The sequence below is a fragment of the Rhizobium herbae genome (assembly GCF_019511375.1).
GTDB lineage: Bacteria > Pseudomonadota > Alphaproteobacteria > Rhizobiales > Rhizobiaceae > Pararhizobium > Pararhizobium herbae_A.
The window spans coordinates 496,025-512,358 of record NZ_JAEUAO010000001.1 but is presented as its reverse complement, the minus strand read 5'-3'; the positions used below and the strand labels follow the sequence as shown (position 1 = coordinate 512,358).

The window sequence follows — 16,334 nt, the reverse complement described above, 5'->3', positions numbered from 1 at the left end:
TGACATAAGGAGACGGCGATGACGGGGCAGAAGGTAGCAATCATCACGGCCGGCGGGTCCGGCATGGGGGCGGTATCGGCACGCCGGCTGGCGGCGGAAGGCTATCGGGTCGCTGTTCTTTCCTCCTCCGGCAAGGGCGAGGCGCTGGCAAACGAGCTCGGTGGCATCGGCGTCACGGGGTCCAACCAGTCGAACGACGACCTGAAGCGGCTGGTGGATGCGGCTTATGACAAATGGGGCAGGGTGGATGCGCTGATCAATTCGGCCGGCCATGGCCCGCGCGCGCCGGTGCTGGAACTGACGGACGAGGACTGGCACCAGGGCATGGAGGTCTATTTCCTCAACGTCGTGCGCCCGACACGGCTGGTGACGCCGATCATGCTTCAGCAGAAATCCGGCAGCATCGTCAACATCTCGACCTATGCGACCTTCGAGCCGGACCCGCTGTTTCCGACCTCCGGCGTCTTCCGATCGGGGCTTGCCGCCTTCACCAAGCTTTTCGCCGACAGATATGCAGCCGACAATATCCGCATGAACAACGTCCTGCCGGGCTTCATCGACAGCCTGCCGGAAACCGAGGAACGGCGCCAGCGTATTCCGATGGGGCGCTACGGCACATCGCAGGAAGTGGCCGAACTGGTGGCGCTTCTGGCGACCGACCGCGGCGGCTACATCACCGGCCAGAACATCCGCATCGATGGCGGCATCACCCGGTCGGTATAGATTCTTTCACGCCTACCGCATGTTTCCTTGAATCGTAGCCGATTTAAGAACAAAAACATGCAGCACTTCAAAGTGCCACAGCGGCCTTTGCGCGTCTGGCAAGACGCGCGGCGCTGTAGGGCGAAGCGTCAGTTGATGATGAACTCGCCCTTGAGCGCCCGCCAGTCCGAGGCCGAGATCAGCTTGCGGTGCACGTAGCGGACCGAATGCAAGGGGCCTTCCAGCGTTTCCTGCCAGAATTTCAGGAAGCTTTTCATTTCCGGAAAATCGGGCGCGATATCGTAGTGCTGCCAGATATAGGTCTGCAGGAAACTCGGATGATCAGGCATGCGATAAAGGATCTGGGCCGTCGTCAGGCCGTAACCCTTGAGCTGCAATTCCAGTTCATGTGTCATTTTGGACCTCATCCTATTCAATGATGGTCCCTGCAATTGAAGCACCGATTTGGTTAACGGGGAATTAACAAAATCGTCGCACCGAACAAATAAATGTGGAAAATCAGTATGTTGGCAGCCGGACGAGGCGAGTGCTGCCAAACGAACCTGACATTCAGCGTTTCAGGTGGCGGGTGATGCGGTCTTCCAGCCAGGCCCAGAGATTACGCAGGATCTCCACCATGATCAGATAGAGGATCGCCGCCCAGACGTACATCTGGTAGTCGAAGGTCCGGGAGAAGGCGCGGCGGGTTTCGCCCATCAGGTCGAAGACCGTCACGATCGCGACGATGGCCGAACCCTTGATCATCAGGATGATCTCGTTGCCATAGGGCCGCAGCGCCACGATCAGCGCCTGCGGCAGGATCACCTTGAAGAAGGCGACGCGCCCCGGCAGCCCGAGCGCTGCAGCCGCTTCCGTCTGGCCGCGCGGCACGCTCTGGATTGCTCCGCGCAGGATCTCCGCCTGATAGGCGGCGGTATTGAGCGTGAAGGTGAGGAGCGCGCAGTTCCAGGCGTCGCGGAAGAACCACCACAACCCGATCGCCTCCATCTGCGGCCGGAAGCTGCCGAGACCGTAATAGACGAGGAACAACTGGGCGATCAGCGGCGTGCCGCGGAAGAAATAGACATAGGCATAGGCGGCCCATCCGAGAATCTTGTTCTTCGACATGCGTGCGAAGGCGATCGGCAGGGACAGGAGCGCGCCGAGCGTGATGGAGGCGCCGACGAGCCCCAGGGTGACGCCGAGGCCGGAGATGAAACTCGGGCCGTATTTGGCGAATTTTTCCGGGTCCCATCCATCGACCATCAGCAGGAAGAGGCCGACGCTTGCAGCGAGCCAGACGCCGAGCGCGATATTTCCGATCAGACGCTGCGCCGTGAACGGACGGGCGATGCCCGGTGGTGCCGGTTGCGGCGGGATCATGGTTTCCGCGTGGCTCATCGGGCGGCCTCCGAACGTCTGGCCCAGCGTTCGAGCGCCGAAAAGACGATGGACGACAGCATCGCCAGGATGAGGAACAGAAGACAGGCGACGGCAAAGAACTCGAAGGCCTGCTTGCTGACGCGGGCGGCGACACCCGTCTGGCGCAGGATATCCGGCAGGCCGATCACCGAAACGAGAGCCGTATCCTTGAGCAAAGCCATCCAAAGATTGCCGAGGCCGGGAAGGGCGATACGCACCAGTTGCGGCAGGATGATCAGCCGCATCGTCCTGCCGCGGTGGAAGCCGAGCGCATCGCCGGCTTCGTACTGGCCGCGCGGTATGGCCTTGAAGGCCGACAGGAGCACTTCCGAGCAATAGGCGGAGAACACCACGCCAAGCGCGATCATGCCTGCGACGAAGGCGTTGATCTCCACCGGCCCCTCATAGCCGAGCGAGGCGAGGAACTGCTGCACGAGGATCTGCAGGCCGTAATAGACGATGAACAGCGTCAACAGTTCCGGCAGTCCGCGGAAGATGGTCGTGTAGATGTTGGAGGCAAGCCGAAGCGATTTTTCCTCGGACTGCTTGGCCAGCGCTATGAAGAAGCCGAACACGAGCCCGACCGGCAGCGTCGCGATCGCCAGCGTCGCGGTAACCATGAAGCCGTAGGAGATCTCGTCGCCCCAGCCGGCATTGTCGCAGGCGAGCAGCGTGCCGGAGCCGAACAACCGGAAAATTCCGATTGGACCGCATAGCGGGTCGATCACCGAGGCGAGCCACGCCACGGCCGAAGAGAGGGCGGCAAACAATCCGCTCATGCCAGAACATTCCCCTTTGAAGCGTTTTTTGATGAGCCTCTTTTTATATAGTTCTTGTCAGACAAAAACGGCGGAAGGGCAAGCTTCCGCCGTTGCATTTTCGTCATTGCTCGATGCTTTTCGCGAATGTGGGGTGCACAGCCGCGCTCCGGTTCAGCTGCCGTAAACGTCGAAGGGGAAATACTTGTCGTTGATTTCCTTGTACTTGCCGTTCTTGCGGATTGCGTCGATCGCGGCGTTGAATTTTTCGCGCAGCGCGTCGTCACCCTTGCGCACGGCAATCCCGGCACCTTCGCCGTTGATGACCGGGTCGATCGGCAGCACGCCGAGCAGCTTGCAGCAGGCGCCATCGGCCGTCTTCAGCCATTCCGACAGCACGACGACGTCGTCGATGACGCCGTCGATGCGGCCATTGGCGATATCGAGCTTGTATTCTTCCGAGGTCGGATAGAGCTTGAGTTCCGACTTCTTCAAATGCGCTTCCGCATAGTTGGAGTGAGTCGTCGCAGACTGCGCGCCGAGCGTCTTGCCGTCGAATGCATCTTCCGTCGCTTCGGTGATCGGCGAATCCTTCGGGACGACGATGGCCGGCGGCGTGTTGTAATACTTGTTCGTGAAGTCGACCTTTTCCTTGCGCTCGGCGGTGATCGACATCGAGGCGATGATTGCGTCGAACTTCTTCGAGATCAGCGCCGGGATGATGCCGTCCCAGTCCTGCGTCACGAACGTGCATTCGGCCTTCATCTCTTCGCAGAGCGCCTTGGCGATGTCGATGTCGAAACCGGTCAGCGAACCGTCCGACTCCAGGTTGTTGAAGGGCGGATACGCGCCTTCCGTGCCGATCACGATTTTTTCGCCTGCAGCCATGGCGCTGCTGGCCATCAATGCAACTACGGCTGCCGAAGCGGCCATGGCAAGACGTCTGGAAATACGCATATTGGTCCTCTCTGTTGGCTGGCGGGGCGTTTTTTTCTTCTTCGCGGCCGCCGATATGCCGGCCATCGTTGCGGCCGGGGTGCGCGGATATTCGTACGCTTTACGCGAAAAAATCAACAGGAAAGCAGCGGTGACCTCATGAAAACTCTGAACCTTATCGGGGCGAAGCCGTTTGTGATGATTGGCGGCGCATGCCTGGGAAAGATGAACGGTGCATTCATGCTGAGTTAATGCACATTTCGCTAATCCTCGTGGGCTGATTTGGCCGGTGTGCCTTTTTTTGACCGCCTTTGGACGGCTTGGGTCTGCCGAAACGGTGAAGAAAGAAGAAGGCCGGGACGTCCTACCGGTTGAAAACGACAACGGGACCTCTGAAGGAGGAAATACATGACCATTCGATCCAAACTCTTCGCGACCGTCGCATTTCCAATGCTGTCGATGTCGATCGCCATCCAGCCGGCTCTGGCCGACAGCCTGATGAAGCCGTTCGAGGTTGCGCAGGAAGACGGCATCGCCCAGGAAGGCGGCGAACAGTCACCGGAAGAGCTGCTGCGCAAGAAGCGCAAGCAGCGCGCGCAGCAGCAGCAGGAGCAGCAGGAACAGCAGCAGAGCGAAGAGGCCCAGCCGTCGCAGGAAGAGCAGCCGAGCCGCGCCGAACGCCGCAAGAAGCGGCAGGAGGCGGAGCAGCAGCAACAGCAGGAGGCCCAGCCTTCCGCCGACGACGAGGCAGCCCGCCAGGCGGCCGAGGAAAAGCAGCGCATCCGCGCCGAACGGCGCAAGAAGCGGCAGGAGGCCGAGCAGCAGCAGCAGGAGGCTCAGCCTTCCGCCGACGACGAGGCTGCAAAGGCTGCCGAGGAACGGGCAAAGATCCGCGCCGAGCGCAAGAAACGCCAGCAGGCCGAACAGCAGCAGCAGGAAGAGGCTCAGCCGTCAGCCGACGACGAGGCAGCGAAGGCTGCCGAGGAACGGGCAAGGATCCGCGCCGAGCGCAAGAAGCGCCAGGCCGAACAGCAGCAGCAGGAAGAAGCCCAGCCTTCCGCCGACGATGAGGCTGCGAAGGCTGCCGAGGAGCGGGCAAGGATCCGCGCCGAGCGCAAGAAGCAGCGGCAAGCCGAACAGCAGCAGCAGGAGGAAGCCCAGCCTTCCGCCGACGACGAGGCCGCGAAGACTGCCGAGGAGCGGGCAAAGATCCGCGCCGAGCGCAGGAAGCGCCAGCAGGCCGAACAGCAGCAGGAAGAAGGCCAGCAGCCCGCGACCGAGGACGCATTGCGCCCGGCGATTGACGGTGACGCCGAAGCGACCGAAACGCCTCGCAAGCGACGCGACCGCCGCCAGCCCATCCCGGAAATCGTCGATACGCGCAGCGAGGAAGAAAAGCAGGAGATTGCCCGCGATCCGGCTGCGACGGATGAAACGGTCGTCCTGCCGGTCGAGAAGGGCGCTGCGATTCTTGACAGCGACAAGGACGCCGACAACGCCGACAGCAATGCCCGTGAAAGACGCCGTAGGCTGCGTGAACGTGCCCGCGCCCAGGAAGCAAACGTCGAGGTTCCGAAGAGCGACGAGGAAGCCCAGTCAAGCCGCAGGGACCGCCGTCCGACCCAGGAGGAACTGGAAGCCAACATCAGGGAAGAAGGCCGTCGCGTCGAGCGGGTGCCGGAATTCAATGCGAATGACCTGATCGATGCCTTTACCGGCAGCGACAGCAGCCTCCGGCCGCGGATCGAGGAGACGCGTGACAGCCGCACCGTTCTCGATTTCGGCGACCAGATCATCGTGCGCGGCGACGATCGTCCGCGTCTGCGCCGCAATGCCCAGCAAACCTACTATGAAGAACTGTCGCGTAGCCGGTACCGCGAGGTCATCGAGCGGCCGAACGGGGTGCGCATCATCACGATCTACAATCGCTACGGTGACATCGTGCAGCGTTCGCGCATCGATCGGGACGGACGCGAATATCTGATGATCTACGCTCCGGAGGTCGATGCCGGCCCGCGTCCGCCGTTTTACGACGTCGGTGAGGATCTGCCGCCGATGCGCCTGCGCGTGCCGGTTCGCGACTACATCATCGATACGTCGAGCGAGCCGGACCGTGACTACTACGACTTCCTGGCCGAACCGCCGGTGGAGCAGGTCGAGCGCGTCTATTCGATCGACGAGGTGAGGAACTCGGCCCGTATCCGCGACAAGGTGCGCCGCATCGATCTCGATACGATCACGTTTGCGACCGGCAGCGCCGAAGTGCCGATGTCGCAGGCGAAAACCCTGCGCAAGGTCGCCGACGCCATGCTGCAGGTGATCGAGAAGGATCCGGGCGAGACCTTCTTCATCGAAGGTCACACGGACGCGGTCGGCAGCGACGAATCGAACCTCGTCCTCTCGGACGAACGGGCCGAATCGGTCGCCTCGCTGCTGACGGAGGTCTACGACATTCCGGCCGAAAACCTGGTAACCCAGGGCTATGGCGAGCGCTTCCTCAAGGTTCGCACGCTGGAAGCCGAACAGGAGAACCGCCGGGTAACGATCCGTCGGGTGACGCCGCTCGTCCGTCCGGTGGCCCAGAACTAACCATAGTCCGGCCTCTCATCGAGATGTGACGGCCCGGTGCATTAAGCACCGGGCCGTTTTGCATGCGCGCCGGTGCAGCCAGACGGGCTGACGTGGCCTTGCGAATCGAAGTGCGGGATCACTCCGGGTGTTTGGAAAGCCCGGTGGTGGCCTCGATGAAATCGGCGATCGCTGTCGTGTCGTTAAGATCGAACAGCTGCAGACCCTGATCCTTGACCGGATGGTCGGACGCAATGGCGACGATATGCGGATCGGTGGGGGCGAGCGGTTCGCGGTTTGCCGCTTCCAGTCGCCGCGCCTCGATCTTGGGTATCGGCTCGCGCTTGTAGCCCTCGATCAGGACGAGATCGCACGGGGCGAGGCGGGCTAGAATTTCCGCAAAACTCGGCTCGGGCGCGCCGCGCAATTCGTGCATGATGGCATAGCGGGTGCCGGAAACGATGGTTACCTCATGGGCGCCTGCCTCGCGATGGCGAAAGCTGTCGGCGCCGACCTTGTCGATATCGAAATCATGATGGGCGTGCTTGACGGTCGACACGCGGTAGCCGCGCCGCGTCAGTTCGGTGACCAACCGGACGGCGAGGCCGGTCTTGCCTGAATTCTTCCAGCCGGCGATTCCAAAGATCTTGGGTGACGTCATCTTTCCATGTCCTCGATGAGCGGCAGCCAGCGCTCGGCCGTTTCCAGGTCCGCCGGCGTATTGATGTTGAAGAAGGGGTCGACCGAGCCTTCCGTGGTGTCGATCAAAGGGAAATCGACCGCCGCCATGCTATGGCTCTCGATAAAGCTGCGCACGCGCCGCTTCTCGTCCGTCGGCAGCCAGTGTTCAAGCTCATCCGCCAGGCTGATCGGCCACAGCGCAGAGACCGGATGCATGATGCCGGCAGAACAGGCAACGGCGATCTGCGCCGGCTCAGTGAGCGCTCGTTGAAAGCGCTCGACCAGGTCGCGTGGGACGAACGGGGTGTCGGTCGGGACCGTGACGACATGGCTTGCGGCGGGAAAGCACGCAGCTGCGTGACGCATGGCCGAGAGCACGCCGGCCATGGGGCCGGCATGGCCGGGAACGGTATCGGCAAAGACCGCAATGCCGGGGGCGAAGTCCAATCGCGCGATGATGTTGCTGTTGATGCCGACCCCGGCAGCCTGTGGGGCGAGGCGATCGATGATGCGGCTGAGAAGCGGCCTGCCGCCCAGCAGTAAAGCCGCCTTGTCGCTGCCCATGCGCGACGACCTGCCACCGGCAAGGATCACGGCGGGCGGGCGATCTGGCGATGCGTTCATCGAATGCCTGTCGTTGAGTCCGCTCATTTCGGCGATCCGGGGTCCGATTGCTGCGCCACGGCCGCCGCCCGACGTTTGTTTTCGCGGGCGAAGGCGTAGAGGCCCGAGACAATGATAACCGCAACGCCGGTGACCATCCAGAAATCCGGTTCCTCGGCAAAGAACAGGACGCCGATGCCGATCGACCAGACGAGGCTGGTATAGCGGAAGGGAGCGACGATGGCGATTTCGCCGTTTCGCATGGCAAGCACGATGCACTGATAGCCGACGAGGAGCAGCAGGCTTGCGGCGCCGAGATGGCCGACGGATACCAGCGTCATGGGTTGCCAGCCGCCGAGCGGCACGACAAGGGCGGCGCCGACAAGGGTGATGACCACTGCGGTGACGACGGAGATGAAGAGGGATGGCACGGCCGGATCGATCCGCCGCGTGCACAGATCGCGGATCGCCGCGCAGACGACGGATGCGACCACGCTGAGTGCCGCGCCGGTAAACCCTTCGGGCCCGGGGCGAAGCACGATCAGCACGCCGACGAAGCCGGCAAGGATCGCCAGCCAGCGCCGCCAGCCGACCGGTTCCGACAAGAACAGGGCGCCGCCGAGCGTCACGGCAAGCGGCAAGGCCTGCAGAATGGCCGAGGCGTTGGCAAGCGGGATCTGGCCGAGCGCCATGATATAGGTGATGGAGGCAAAGACTTCGGCGACGATGCGCAGCGCGATGACGGGGTTCAGGACCAGGCGGACCGAACGCAGGGCGCCGAAATGACGGGCAAGCAGCAGCAGGAGCACGGAGGTGAAGAAGCCGCGCACCAGCATGATCTGGCCGACATTCATGACGCCGGTGACCGATTTCACCAAAGCGTCGTTGCAGGTGAAGCCCGCCATGGCGAGGCACATGAAGATCGCGCCGCGAAAATTGGCATTGGATCGCATTATTTTTATTGGCCTGTTCTCGCCGGCATCCAGCCTCGCGGTCATGGAATGCAGCTGATTCGAAAGCACATAGGGTGGCTTGCCCATCTCTAAAGCATCGGCCTGACTTTTGTGCAACGTCTATCGGGTGGCTGTCCCGTTTATGGGCATATCTGCAACAACAGCCGTTGCCATCAATATTCTAGAATATGCAAACAAGACTGGGCGCAATTTCGCGCCTCAGCCTAAGCCACCGGATTTTTTGGGGAAATATTAAGTTTCGCTGCCTATCGTGCCGATATTCCGCTGCCCTTCGCATGATGCGATATGGTTGATCGAGCGCTTCTGTTTCCGCTCCGGTCGCCGGGTGACTCGCCGGACACGCGCCATGGTCGCGCCCCGGCATGTTCGTTCTCCACCGTGAGAGCAGTCTGGCGGGAATGTCCGATTTGCTCAACACCTGGAGTTCGGAATGTCCCTGATCGATCGTTCGCTGCAGCGTCTTCGCATTGTCACCAAGGTTCTCCTGTTCGTCGTGCCGCTTGTGGCTCTCATCGCCGGGATCGGCCTTGTCGGCTATTTCACCGCAAGCACGCTCAACGGACACATGACCGTGACGCGCGAAACGATTAACAACCTCTCCGATTTCCAGGCGCTGCGCAGCGGACTGCAGAGCTTCGTCGACAATCCGACCGAAGAGACGCGCACAACGCTGATCGGCCGGATCGATGAGCAGCAAGGGGGCATCCGCGCGCTGAACGACCTGCTGACGGCTGAAGACGACAAGGCCAAGATCAGCTCTGTCGTTGCCCTTGCGGAAGCAATGCGCCAGCAGCAGGAGAAACTCTGGGCGATCAAGACCGAGCGGGACAGCGTCACGGCGTCCCTCGATGCCGCCCTTGCCGATATGACGGCGCAGGGCAATGCCGCCTTCAAGCAGATCGATATCCTGCACAAGCAATCCGGTGAGAAGGAGACCTTCGCCAAGGCGCTGCTGTTCGATGCTGCGGCCTATCAGGGGCTTGCCGAGCGCATCAAGAAATTCCGCCTGCCGGTGACCATGGCGATCGCGCCCGATGCCAAGGTGCAGCAGGCGACCAATCTTCTGCCGCATCTGTTGAAGCAGATTGCCGAAGCGGAGAAGATCGCATCCGACAAGGTGCAGAAGAAGATCGTTGAGGTGAGGGCGGACACGCAGAAAATCGAAGCTATCCTGAAGAGCACTGATACCAACGACGTCAAGAAGGGCCTGCTCAGCACGGCTTTGATCAAATTCTCCAAATACGAAGCCGATTTCGCCAAGGAGGCAGCGACCAATTCGGACACGGCTGCCAAGCGCTTCGTCAGCATGGACAGCGAGATCTCTCGGTTGAAGACGCTGATCGATCTGATGAATGAAACCTTCAAGGGGCTCGACGATACGCGTCTGCACATCAGCGAGCTGCATCGCAAACTCGATGAACCAAGCCGCGAGAACGTGATTGCCGACATTGCTGCGGTGCGTGCGACCGTCACCAGGCTTTCGGAAATGGGCGGCAAGAACGCGGCCCTGCGCGACCTTGCCAGCAAGCTGAAGCCTTCGCTTGAAGCCATCGACACGGGCACCGCACAGCTGATCGACGTCGGCGCACGCTGGCAGGCCGCCAAGGGCGAGGCTTCGACGCTGGTTGCCGATGCCAGCCAGACGCTGGAAAGCTTCGTCAGCAGCGCTCAGGAAGCGGGCAAGCAGGACAGCCAGCGCTCCGCCGATGTCTCGATCATCGCCATGGTCGCCGGCACGCTGCTGGCCATCATCGGCGGGCTGATGCTGATCGAAACCCTGCGTGGCCCACTGAAGCGCGTGACGGAGACGATGACGCGGCTTGCGCAAGGCGACCTCGAAGTCGCGATCGAAGGCCGCAACCGCGGCGACGAGATCGGCGACATGGTGCGCTCGGTGGCGGTGTTCCGCGACAATGCGGTGGAGAACGTCCGGCTCGGACAGGAAGCCGAGGCCGCCCGCACGCTTTCGGCAGAAGAAGAGGCCCGCCGCCGCCAGGAGCGGGCCCGCATCGAGGCCGAGCAGATGGCGGCGCTGACCGCTCTCTCCGACGTGCTGGCCAAGCTTGCCGATGGCAACCTGGAAGAAGGGATGGCCGAAAACCTCTCCGAGGACTACATCGTCATGGCCCGCACCTACAACAATGCCGTCGAGGCGCTGCGCGCGACGCTGATCGATGTGCGCATGGTGACCGACGAGATCACGGGCGGCACCGGCAATCTGGCCTCGTCGGCCGATGACCTTGCCCGCCGCACGGAGCAGCAGGCCGCCGCCCTGGAGGAAAGCTCGCGCGCTCTGGGCCAGCTGACCGAAATCGTCCGCTCGACCGCCGAAAGCGCCCGCAAGACGACGGTGTCTGTCGACGAGACCCAAAGCTACGCCAAGCATTCCGGCGAAGTCGTCGGCAAGGCGATCGAAGCGATGGCAGCAATCAATCGTTCGTCCGACAAGATCAGCACGATCATCGGCGTCATCGACGAGATCGCCTTCCAGACCAACCTGCTCGCGCTGAACGCCGGCGTCGAGGCGGCCCGTGCCGGCGAGGCAGGCCGCGGCTTTGCGGTCGTCGCTCAGGAAGTCCGCGAGCTTGCCCAGCGCTGCGCCGGTGCTGCCCGCGAGATCAAGGGGCTGATTTCCGAAAGCTCGGCGCAGGTCCGCGGCGGCGTCGAGCTGGTGCAGGAAACCGGCAATGCGCTGACCGTCATCAACGACCACATCTCGACGATCCACCAGCTCGTCAGCAATATCGAGGCGGCCGCCGCCGACCAGTATCGCGGTTTGAACGAGGTCAACCAGGCCGTCCACGAGGTCGAACTGCTGACCCAGCAGAACGCGGCGATGGTCGAGGAGAACACCGCCGAAATCCATGGCCTGCGCCATCAGGTGGAGGCGCTGAACGAGAAGATCGAGCGCTTCAAGACGGGGACCAGCCGTTCGATGGCCGGTGGCCGGGCCCAGGGATACGCCAGAAGCTACGCAGCCTAAAGTGCCCCTCAACGCAGATCAAAACCCGCGCCGGTATGCGCGGGTTTAGTCGTTCCAGCCTGGCGGCTGTGAGACTGGACCGCCGGGCGGCAGGCCGAAGAACACCTCGACCGAATGGATCTGGCCTTCCGATGCCTCGAAAAGTTCGGTGTTCCGCGCCCGGTTTCCGTTCCTCCACGTCGCATTGTAGGTCACGAAGCATCGGTTTTCAGAAACGACGAGATGCTGCAGGTCAAGCGATTCGAACGTGCCGGCGATGGGCCAGCAGCGCTCCAAATAGGTTTTACGGTCGATGTGGTCGTCGTAAGGGCTGGTGAAGGTGAAGTCCTGTGCGAGCAGCATTTCCAGACGAAGCCTGTCGGCCGTCAGGTAGCAATCGAAACAGCTGCGCACCAATTCCTCGATGGAAGCGAACATGGCGGCGTTCCACAGATTGCGTTGATCGGTTTTAACCCAACGTGATTGCAGAAAGGTTTGTTCCGTTTTTTGCATCCGTCGCCGCCGTGAGGGACGAGGTGGCTTTCCCTGTATCCTGGACGCTACTCTGGCCAGGCACGCTCAGCCGCCGGTGACGCTCATGTGGCGGGCGACGGCGGGTTTGTTGCGGGTGCGGTCGATGATGAAGTCATGGCCCTTCGGCTTGCGGGTGATCGCCTCGTCGATGACGCGCGACAGGTAGGCGTCGTCGTCGGAGGCGCGCAGCGGTGTGCGCAGGTCGGCGGCGTCATTCTGGCCGAGGCACATATAGAGCGTGCCGGTGCAGGTGAGGCGCACCCGGTTGCAGCTCTCGCAGAAATTATGGGTCATCGGCGTGATCAGCCCGAGCCGGCCGCCGGTCTCGGTGACGCTCAGATAGCGCGCCGGGCCGCCGGTCTTGTAGGCGATGTCCGAGAGGGTAAACTCGCGCGCGAGGCGATCGCGCATTTCCGAAAGCGGCATGTAGTGGTCGGTGCGGTCCTCGTCGATCTCGCCCATCGGCATGGTCTCGATCAGCGTCAGGTCCATGCCGCGACCGTGCGCCCAGCGCAGCATGTCTGGAATCTCGGCGTCGTTGAGGCCCTTCAGCGCAACGGCGTTGATCTTGACGTGGATGCCTGCGGCCTGCGCCGCGTCGATGCCTTCCATCACTTTCGACAGTTCGCCCCAGCGGGTGATCTGCTTGAATTTGGCGGCGTCAAGCGTGTCGAGCGAGACGTTGATTCGCCGGACGCCGCAATCGGCGAGTTCAGAGGCAAAGCGCGATAGCTGCGAGCCGTTGGTGGTCAGGGTCAGTTCATCGAGCGAGCCCGAATGGACGTGCTTGCCGAGCTCGCGGACCAGGAACATGATATTCTTGCGTACCAGCGGTTCGCCGCCTGTTAGTCGCAGCTTACGAACGCCCTTGGCGATGAAGGCGGAACAGAGCCGGTTCAATTCCTCCAGGGTGAGGAGGTCCTTCTTCGGGAGGAAGGTCATGTTTTCCGCCATGCAATAGGTGCAGCGGAAGTCGCACCGATCCGTCACTGAAACCCTGAGATAGGTGACGGCGCGGCCGAACGGATCGATCATCGGCGCTTTTGCGCCAATGAGCTTCTCAGCGCCGGCCTGGTCGATGGTGACGGTATTCAACGAAATTCTCCTGTTGCATCAATGTCGTGAGCAAAACGGGCGGCGTCAAGGCGAAAGCACTTAAAACCATCCGAAAACCGACGAAATACTTTCTTTCAGGCGAGGGAAGCAAGGTCATGATTTCCTCCGGCAAAAATCTGCGCTAGTGCTCGGATAAAGCAGGGAGACCGAAATCATGAGCGACATCTGGCCGACCGAATTGCGCGTCTCGAAGGACCGCCACCGGCTGACGGTGACTTTTAATGACGGCGCCTCTTTTGATCTTTCGGCGGAGATGCTGCGTGTGCTGTCGCCATCCGCCGAAGTTCAGGGCCATGGGCCGGGCCAGGGACTGACGGTGCCGGGCAAGCGCAATGTCTCGATCATCTCGATGACGCCGACCGGCAATTATGCAGTGCGGATCGGCTTTGACGATTTCCATGATACCGGCATCTTCACCTGGACCTACCTGCGCGAACTGGGAGAGAACGGCGAAACCCTGTTCGCCGCCTATGAGCGCGATCTCCTTGAAAAGGGCATGACCCGCGACAAGGCGGAAAAGCCGCGCTAACGGCCGGCACCGTCAGTCGAGATCGGTTTCCTCCTTCAACAGGCGGGCGATCAAACGCTCCATCGACTGGGCGACAATCAGGCACTCCTCGATCGGCTCGTTGTCCAGCGAATTGCCGATCAGCGTGGTCTGGATTTCCATCGCCTGCTCCGTCAGTTCCCGGCCGCTTTTGGTCAAGGACAGCCGCAAGACGCGCTTGTCCTTCTCGTCACCGCGCCGCTCGATCAACCCGCGTTTTTCGAGCTGGGGCAGAAGCATGCTCATGTTCGATCGCCCGACCAGAAGTTTTCGCGCGAGCTCCTGCTGCGAGATGCCCTCGAAGCGATAGAGGTTGATCAGAATGTCGAGATGCGGCGGCTTGATGTCGAGATCGGCAAGCGCGCGCGTCAGCGTCTGCTGCATCAGCTGGCAGGCGCGGGCGACTGCGATCCAGCTGCGGAAACGCGGATGGTCCCAGGGAAAATGATGCTGTTCGATCGTCGGCTGCTTCTTGTTCATGGTTATACAGCAATGTTCATAATTGAACATTTAAAGCGAATCCCACTATGGCATCCTTTGCGATCGAGGTCACCCGCCTCGCGCTCGAATGCACCTTGCTTGCTCAAGCCTGGCCCTGGCCGGACACCACGGCTGCCGTCATTCCGGAAGTCCCGCCAGCCGATAGCCTTCGATAAAATGCCGACGCACGTCTTCATCGCGGAAAGGTTGCGACGCGGACCAGTGCCGGATGGAGAAGCCCGGATTGCTCATCATGAACATTTGCGCCTCACGGCGGGCGTCGTCCAGCCGCCCGAGTTGCGCCAGGCTCGCCGCGAGAAAGCGGCGTGATGCGTTGCGATAGGTTTCGGGCCTGCGCAGCGTCTGGACTGCGGACTCGTAGTCGCGAAGCGCATATTGGGCCTGCCCCAGCATCCAATAGTACCAGCCGGGAGGATACGGATTGAGTCTCAGCGCCTTGCGCACGTATTCCACGGCCTCGGCCGGCTGGCCCTTCAGCGTAAGCAGATCGGAGCGCATCGCCCAGGCATCGGCGTAATTCGGGTCCAGCCTGACCGTGGCGTCGAACTCGGCATCCGATTCCGCCCAGCGGCGCTCATGCCCGAGAATGATAGCCAATACCCAGCGGTTCCCGGCGTCGTTGGGGTCCAGCGCCACGGCCCGTTGGGCCTCCGCCAGAGCCCTTGCCCGATTGGGATCAACCGGCGCGTCGAAGAATTCCCATCCCAGCCAGAGGTTCAAGGCCAGCCAGCGATGCGCCTCGGCATAGCGCGGATCGAGCGCGAGGGCCCGCTCCAGCAGGAAAATCGCCTCTCTCGCGGTGATCGCGGTTTGAAAGCTCAGCGCCCGCGCCCGAACACAGAGCTCATAGGCCTCCAGGTTCGCGGGGCGGTTGCGGGCCGCGTGCGTCGTCAAACGACCGACAAGGGCCTCGACGATCTTGCCGGTCACCTCGTCCTGCACGGCGAAGATATCCTCCAAGCTGCGGTCGAACCGTTCGGCCCACAGGTGGTCGCCTTCGATTGCATCGATCAATTGCGCATTGATGCGAACCCGTCCCGCAGCCCGCCGGGCGCTGCCCTCCAGGAGATGGCGCACGCCAAGTTCGCGCGCGATGCGGCGCACGTCCATGTGCCTGCCCTTGTACGCAAAGACCGAGTTGCTGGCGATGACGAATAGCCCGCTGCTCCGCGACAGGTCGGTAATCAGGTCCTCGGTCAGGCCATCGACGAATTCCTCCTGCATCGGGTCGTTGCTCATGTTTGTGAATGGCAGGACAGCGATGGAGGGTTTGGCGGGCAGCGGCAACGGCGCCCGCTCCGCCGGTCCGCGAGACGCCCAGCCAGCCAGCGTTTCGATGCGGTAGACGGTGACCGGCTCGGCGACGATCTTGATCGCTTGCGGGCCAAGATCGTCGAATTGGACGTCAAGCTTGCGCTTGACCTGGTCGTAGACGCTGCCGGAGATGCAGATCTCTCCAGGCCCGGCCATGGCCTGAAGCCGTACGGCGACAATGACGCCGTCACCGAAGAGATCGCCGTCTTCGACGACGACATCCCCCAGATTGACGCCGATGTGCAGGACAATCCGGCGGTCGTCGGGGCGATCCTCGTTCGCCGCCGCCATCCGCCTCTGGAGTTCGACGGAGCAAGCCACGGCGTTCACCGCGCTGGCGAACTCCACCAGAACGCCGTCACCCATCATCTTGACGATACGACCGTGATGCTGGCGAACGAGCGGCACGAGGATTTCCTTGCGCCTCTCCTTCAGCGCGACCAGCGTGCCCTGCTCGTCAAGATCGACAAGCCGACTGTAGCCGACCACATCGGCAGCCATTATAGCTGCGAGACGGCGCTGGGCGTGCTCTTCGGCCATGTCGCATTCGCTTTCACAGAATGCAGGACATTGAATTGTATGGGTGACCCTCGCAAAAGTCTATCGGATTGCAGGTGTCCCGCCGACCGAAGCGGCAGCGAAGCCGACGATGCTGTCAGCACTTGCTTTTTGTTCATGGTTGTACAATTATGTTCAACATTGAACATTTAAGGGGA

At 61.9% G+C, this 16,334-nt stretch carries 16 protein-coding genes; 5 read left to right on the top strand and 11 right to left on the bottom strand.

The annotated features are described in order from the left end of the window. Positions 1-18: 18 nt before the first annotated feature. A complete protein-coding gene (locus tag JNB71_RS02490; RefSeq protein ID WP_220370252.1) occupies positions 19-723 on the top strand; it encodes an SDR family oxidoreductase in 705 nt (234 codons plus the stop codon). A gap of 128 nt (positions 724-851) precedes the next feature. Here JNB71_RS02490 and JNB71_RS02485 read toward each other — a convergent pair whose 3' ends face one another. From JNB71_RS02485 to JNB71_RS02470, 4 genes are all read right to left on the bottom strand, one after another. Then, entirely contained in the window at positions 852-1,118 is a 267-nt protein-coding gene (locus JNB71_RS02485; RefSeq protein ID WP_018324606.1) for an usg protein, read from the bottom strand. A gap of 154 nt (positions 1,119-1,272) precedes the next feature. Further along, entirely contained in the window at positions 1,273-2,103 is an 831-nt protein-coding gene (locus JNB71_RS02480) for an ABC transporter permease (protein WP_220370251.1), read from the bottom strand. Further along, the gene (locus JNB71_RS02475) at positions 2,100-2,903 is read right to left on the bottom strand and encodes an ABC transporter permease (protein ID WP_220370250.1); all 804 of its coding nucleotides are present in this window, start codon (positions 2,901-2,903) and stop codon (positions 2,100-2,102) included. The genes JNB71_RS02480 and JNB71_RS02475 overlap by 4 nt, the downstream gene beginning before the upstream one ends. A 153-nt stretch (positions 2,904-3,056) precedes the next feature. Further along, the gene (locus JNB71_RS02470; protein ID WP_220370249.1) at positions 3,057-3,839 is read right to left on the bottom strand and encodes an ABC transporter substrate-binding protein; all 783 of its coding nucleotides are present in this window, start codon (positions 3,837-3,839) and stop codon (positions 3,057-3,059) included. Here JNB71_RS02470 and JNB71_RS02465 point away from each other — a divergent pair. After that, complete coding sequence (locus JNB71_RS02465) at positions 3,739-3,981, top strand: hypothetical protein (RefSeq protein WP_220371182.1); 243 nt, start codon at positions 3,739-3,741, stop codon at positions 3,979-3,981. The two genes, JNB71_RS02470 and JNB71_RS02465, sit on opposite strands and share 101 nt — an antisense overlap. 245 nt (positions 3,982-4,226) lie before the next feature. After that, complete coding sequence (locus JNB71_RS02460) at positions 4,227-6,407, top strand: OmpA family protein (protein ID WP_220370248.1); 2,181 nt, start codon at positions 4,227-4,229, stop codon at positions 6,405-6,407. 118 nt (positions 6,408-6,525) lie between these two features. Here the strand turns inward: JNB71_RS02460 and mobB are convergent, their stop codons facing one another. The 3 genes from mobB to JNB71_RS02445 are packed head-to-tail and all read right to left on the bottom strand — an operon-like array spanning position 6,526 to position 8,623. Further along, positions 6,526-7,047 carry a molybdopterin-guanine dinucleotide biosynthesis protein B gene (gene mobB / locus JNB71_RS02455; protein WP_220370247.1) on the bottom strand — a complete coding sequence of 174 codons (522 nt, stop codon included), beginning with the start codon at positions 7,045-7,047 and terminating at the stop codon, positions 6,526-6,528. Then, positions 7,044-7,691: a molybdenum cofactor guanylyltransferase MobA gene (gene mobA, locus JNB71_RS02450; protein ID WP_220371122.1), complete on the bottom strand. Its 648-nt coding sequence runs from the start codon at positions 7,689-7,691 to the stop codon at positions 7,044-7,046. The genes mobB and mobA overlap by 4 nt, the downstream gene beginning before the upstream one ends. A gap of 23 nt (positions 7,692-7,714) precedes the next feature. Next, positions 7,715-8,623 carry a DMT family transporter gene (locus JNB71_RS02445; RefSeq protein WP_220370246.1) on the bottom strand — a complete coding sequence of 303 codons (909 nt, stop codon included), beginning with the start codon at positions 8,621-8,623 and terminating at the stop codon, positions 7,715-7,717. A 451-nt stretch (positions 8,624-9,074) separates the two neighbouring features. On the opposite strand from JNB71_RS02445, the gene JNB71_RS02440 reads away from it, so the two are divergent. Next, positions 9,075-11,627: a methyl-accepting chemotaxis protein gene (locus JNB71_RS02440; protein WP_220370245.1), complete on the top strand. Its 2,553-nt coding sequence runs from the start codon at positions 9,075-9,077 to the stop codon at positions 11,625-11,627. Positions 11,628-11,672: 45 nt separating this feature from the next. Here the strand turns inward: JNB71_RS02440 and JNB71_RS24345 are convergent, their stop codons facing one another. After that, on the bottom strand, positions 11,673-12,044 hold the full coding sequence (locus tag JNB71_RS24345; protein WP_223215726.1) for a nuclear transport factor 2 family protein: 372 nt from the start codon (positions 12,042-12,044) through the stop codon (positions 11,673-11,675). A 141-nt stretch (positions 12,045-12,185) separates the two neighbouring features. Next, positions 12,186-13,235: a GTP 3',8-cyclase MoaA gene (gene moaA, locus JNB71_RS02430; protein ID WP_431027947.1), complete on the bottom strand. Its 1,050-nt coding sequence runs from the start codon at positions 13,233-13,235 to the stop codon at positions 12,186-12,188. A gap of 175 nt (positions 13,236-13,410) precedes the next feature. Between moaA and JNB71_RS02425 the strand changes: the two genes are divergently transcribed. After that, a complete protein-coding gene (locus JNB71_RS02425; RefSeq protein WP_220370244.1) occupies positions 13,411-13,785 on the top strand; it encodes a gamma-butyrobetaine hydroxylase-like domain-containing protein in 375 nt (124 codons plus the stop codon). 12 nt (positions 13,786-13,797) lie between these two features. On the opposite strand, the gene JNB71_RS02420 is transcribed toward JNB71_RS02425, so the two are convergent. Further along, positions 13,798-14,283, bottom strand: coding sequence for a MarR family winged helix-turn-helix transcriptional regulator (locus JNB71_RS02420; protein WP_220370243.1), 486 nt, complete (start codon positions 14,281-14,283; stop codon positions 13,798-13,800). A 138-nt stretch (positions 14,284-14,421) separates the two neighbouring features. Next, positions 14,422-16,158: an adenylate/guanylate cyclase domain-containing protein gene (locus tag JNB71_RS02415; RefSeq protein WP_220370242.1), complete on the bottom strand. Its 1,737-nt coding sequence runs from the start codon at positions 16,156-16,158 to the stop codon at positions 14,422-14,424. Between the last annotated feature and the right edge of the window lie 176 nt (positions 16,159-16,334).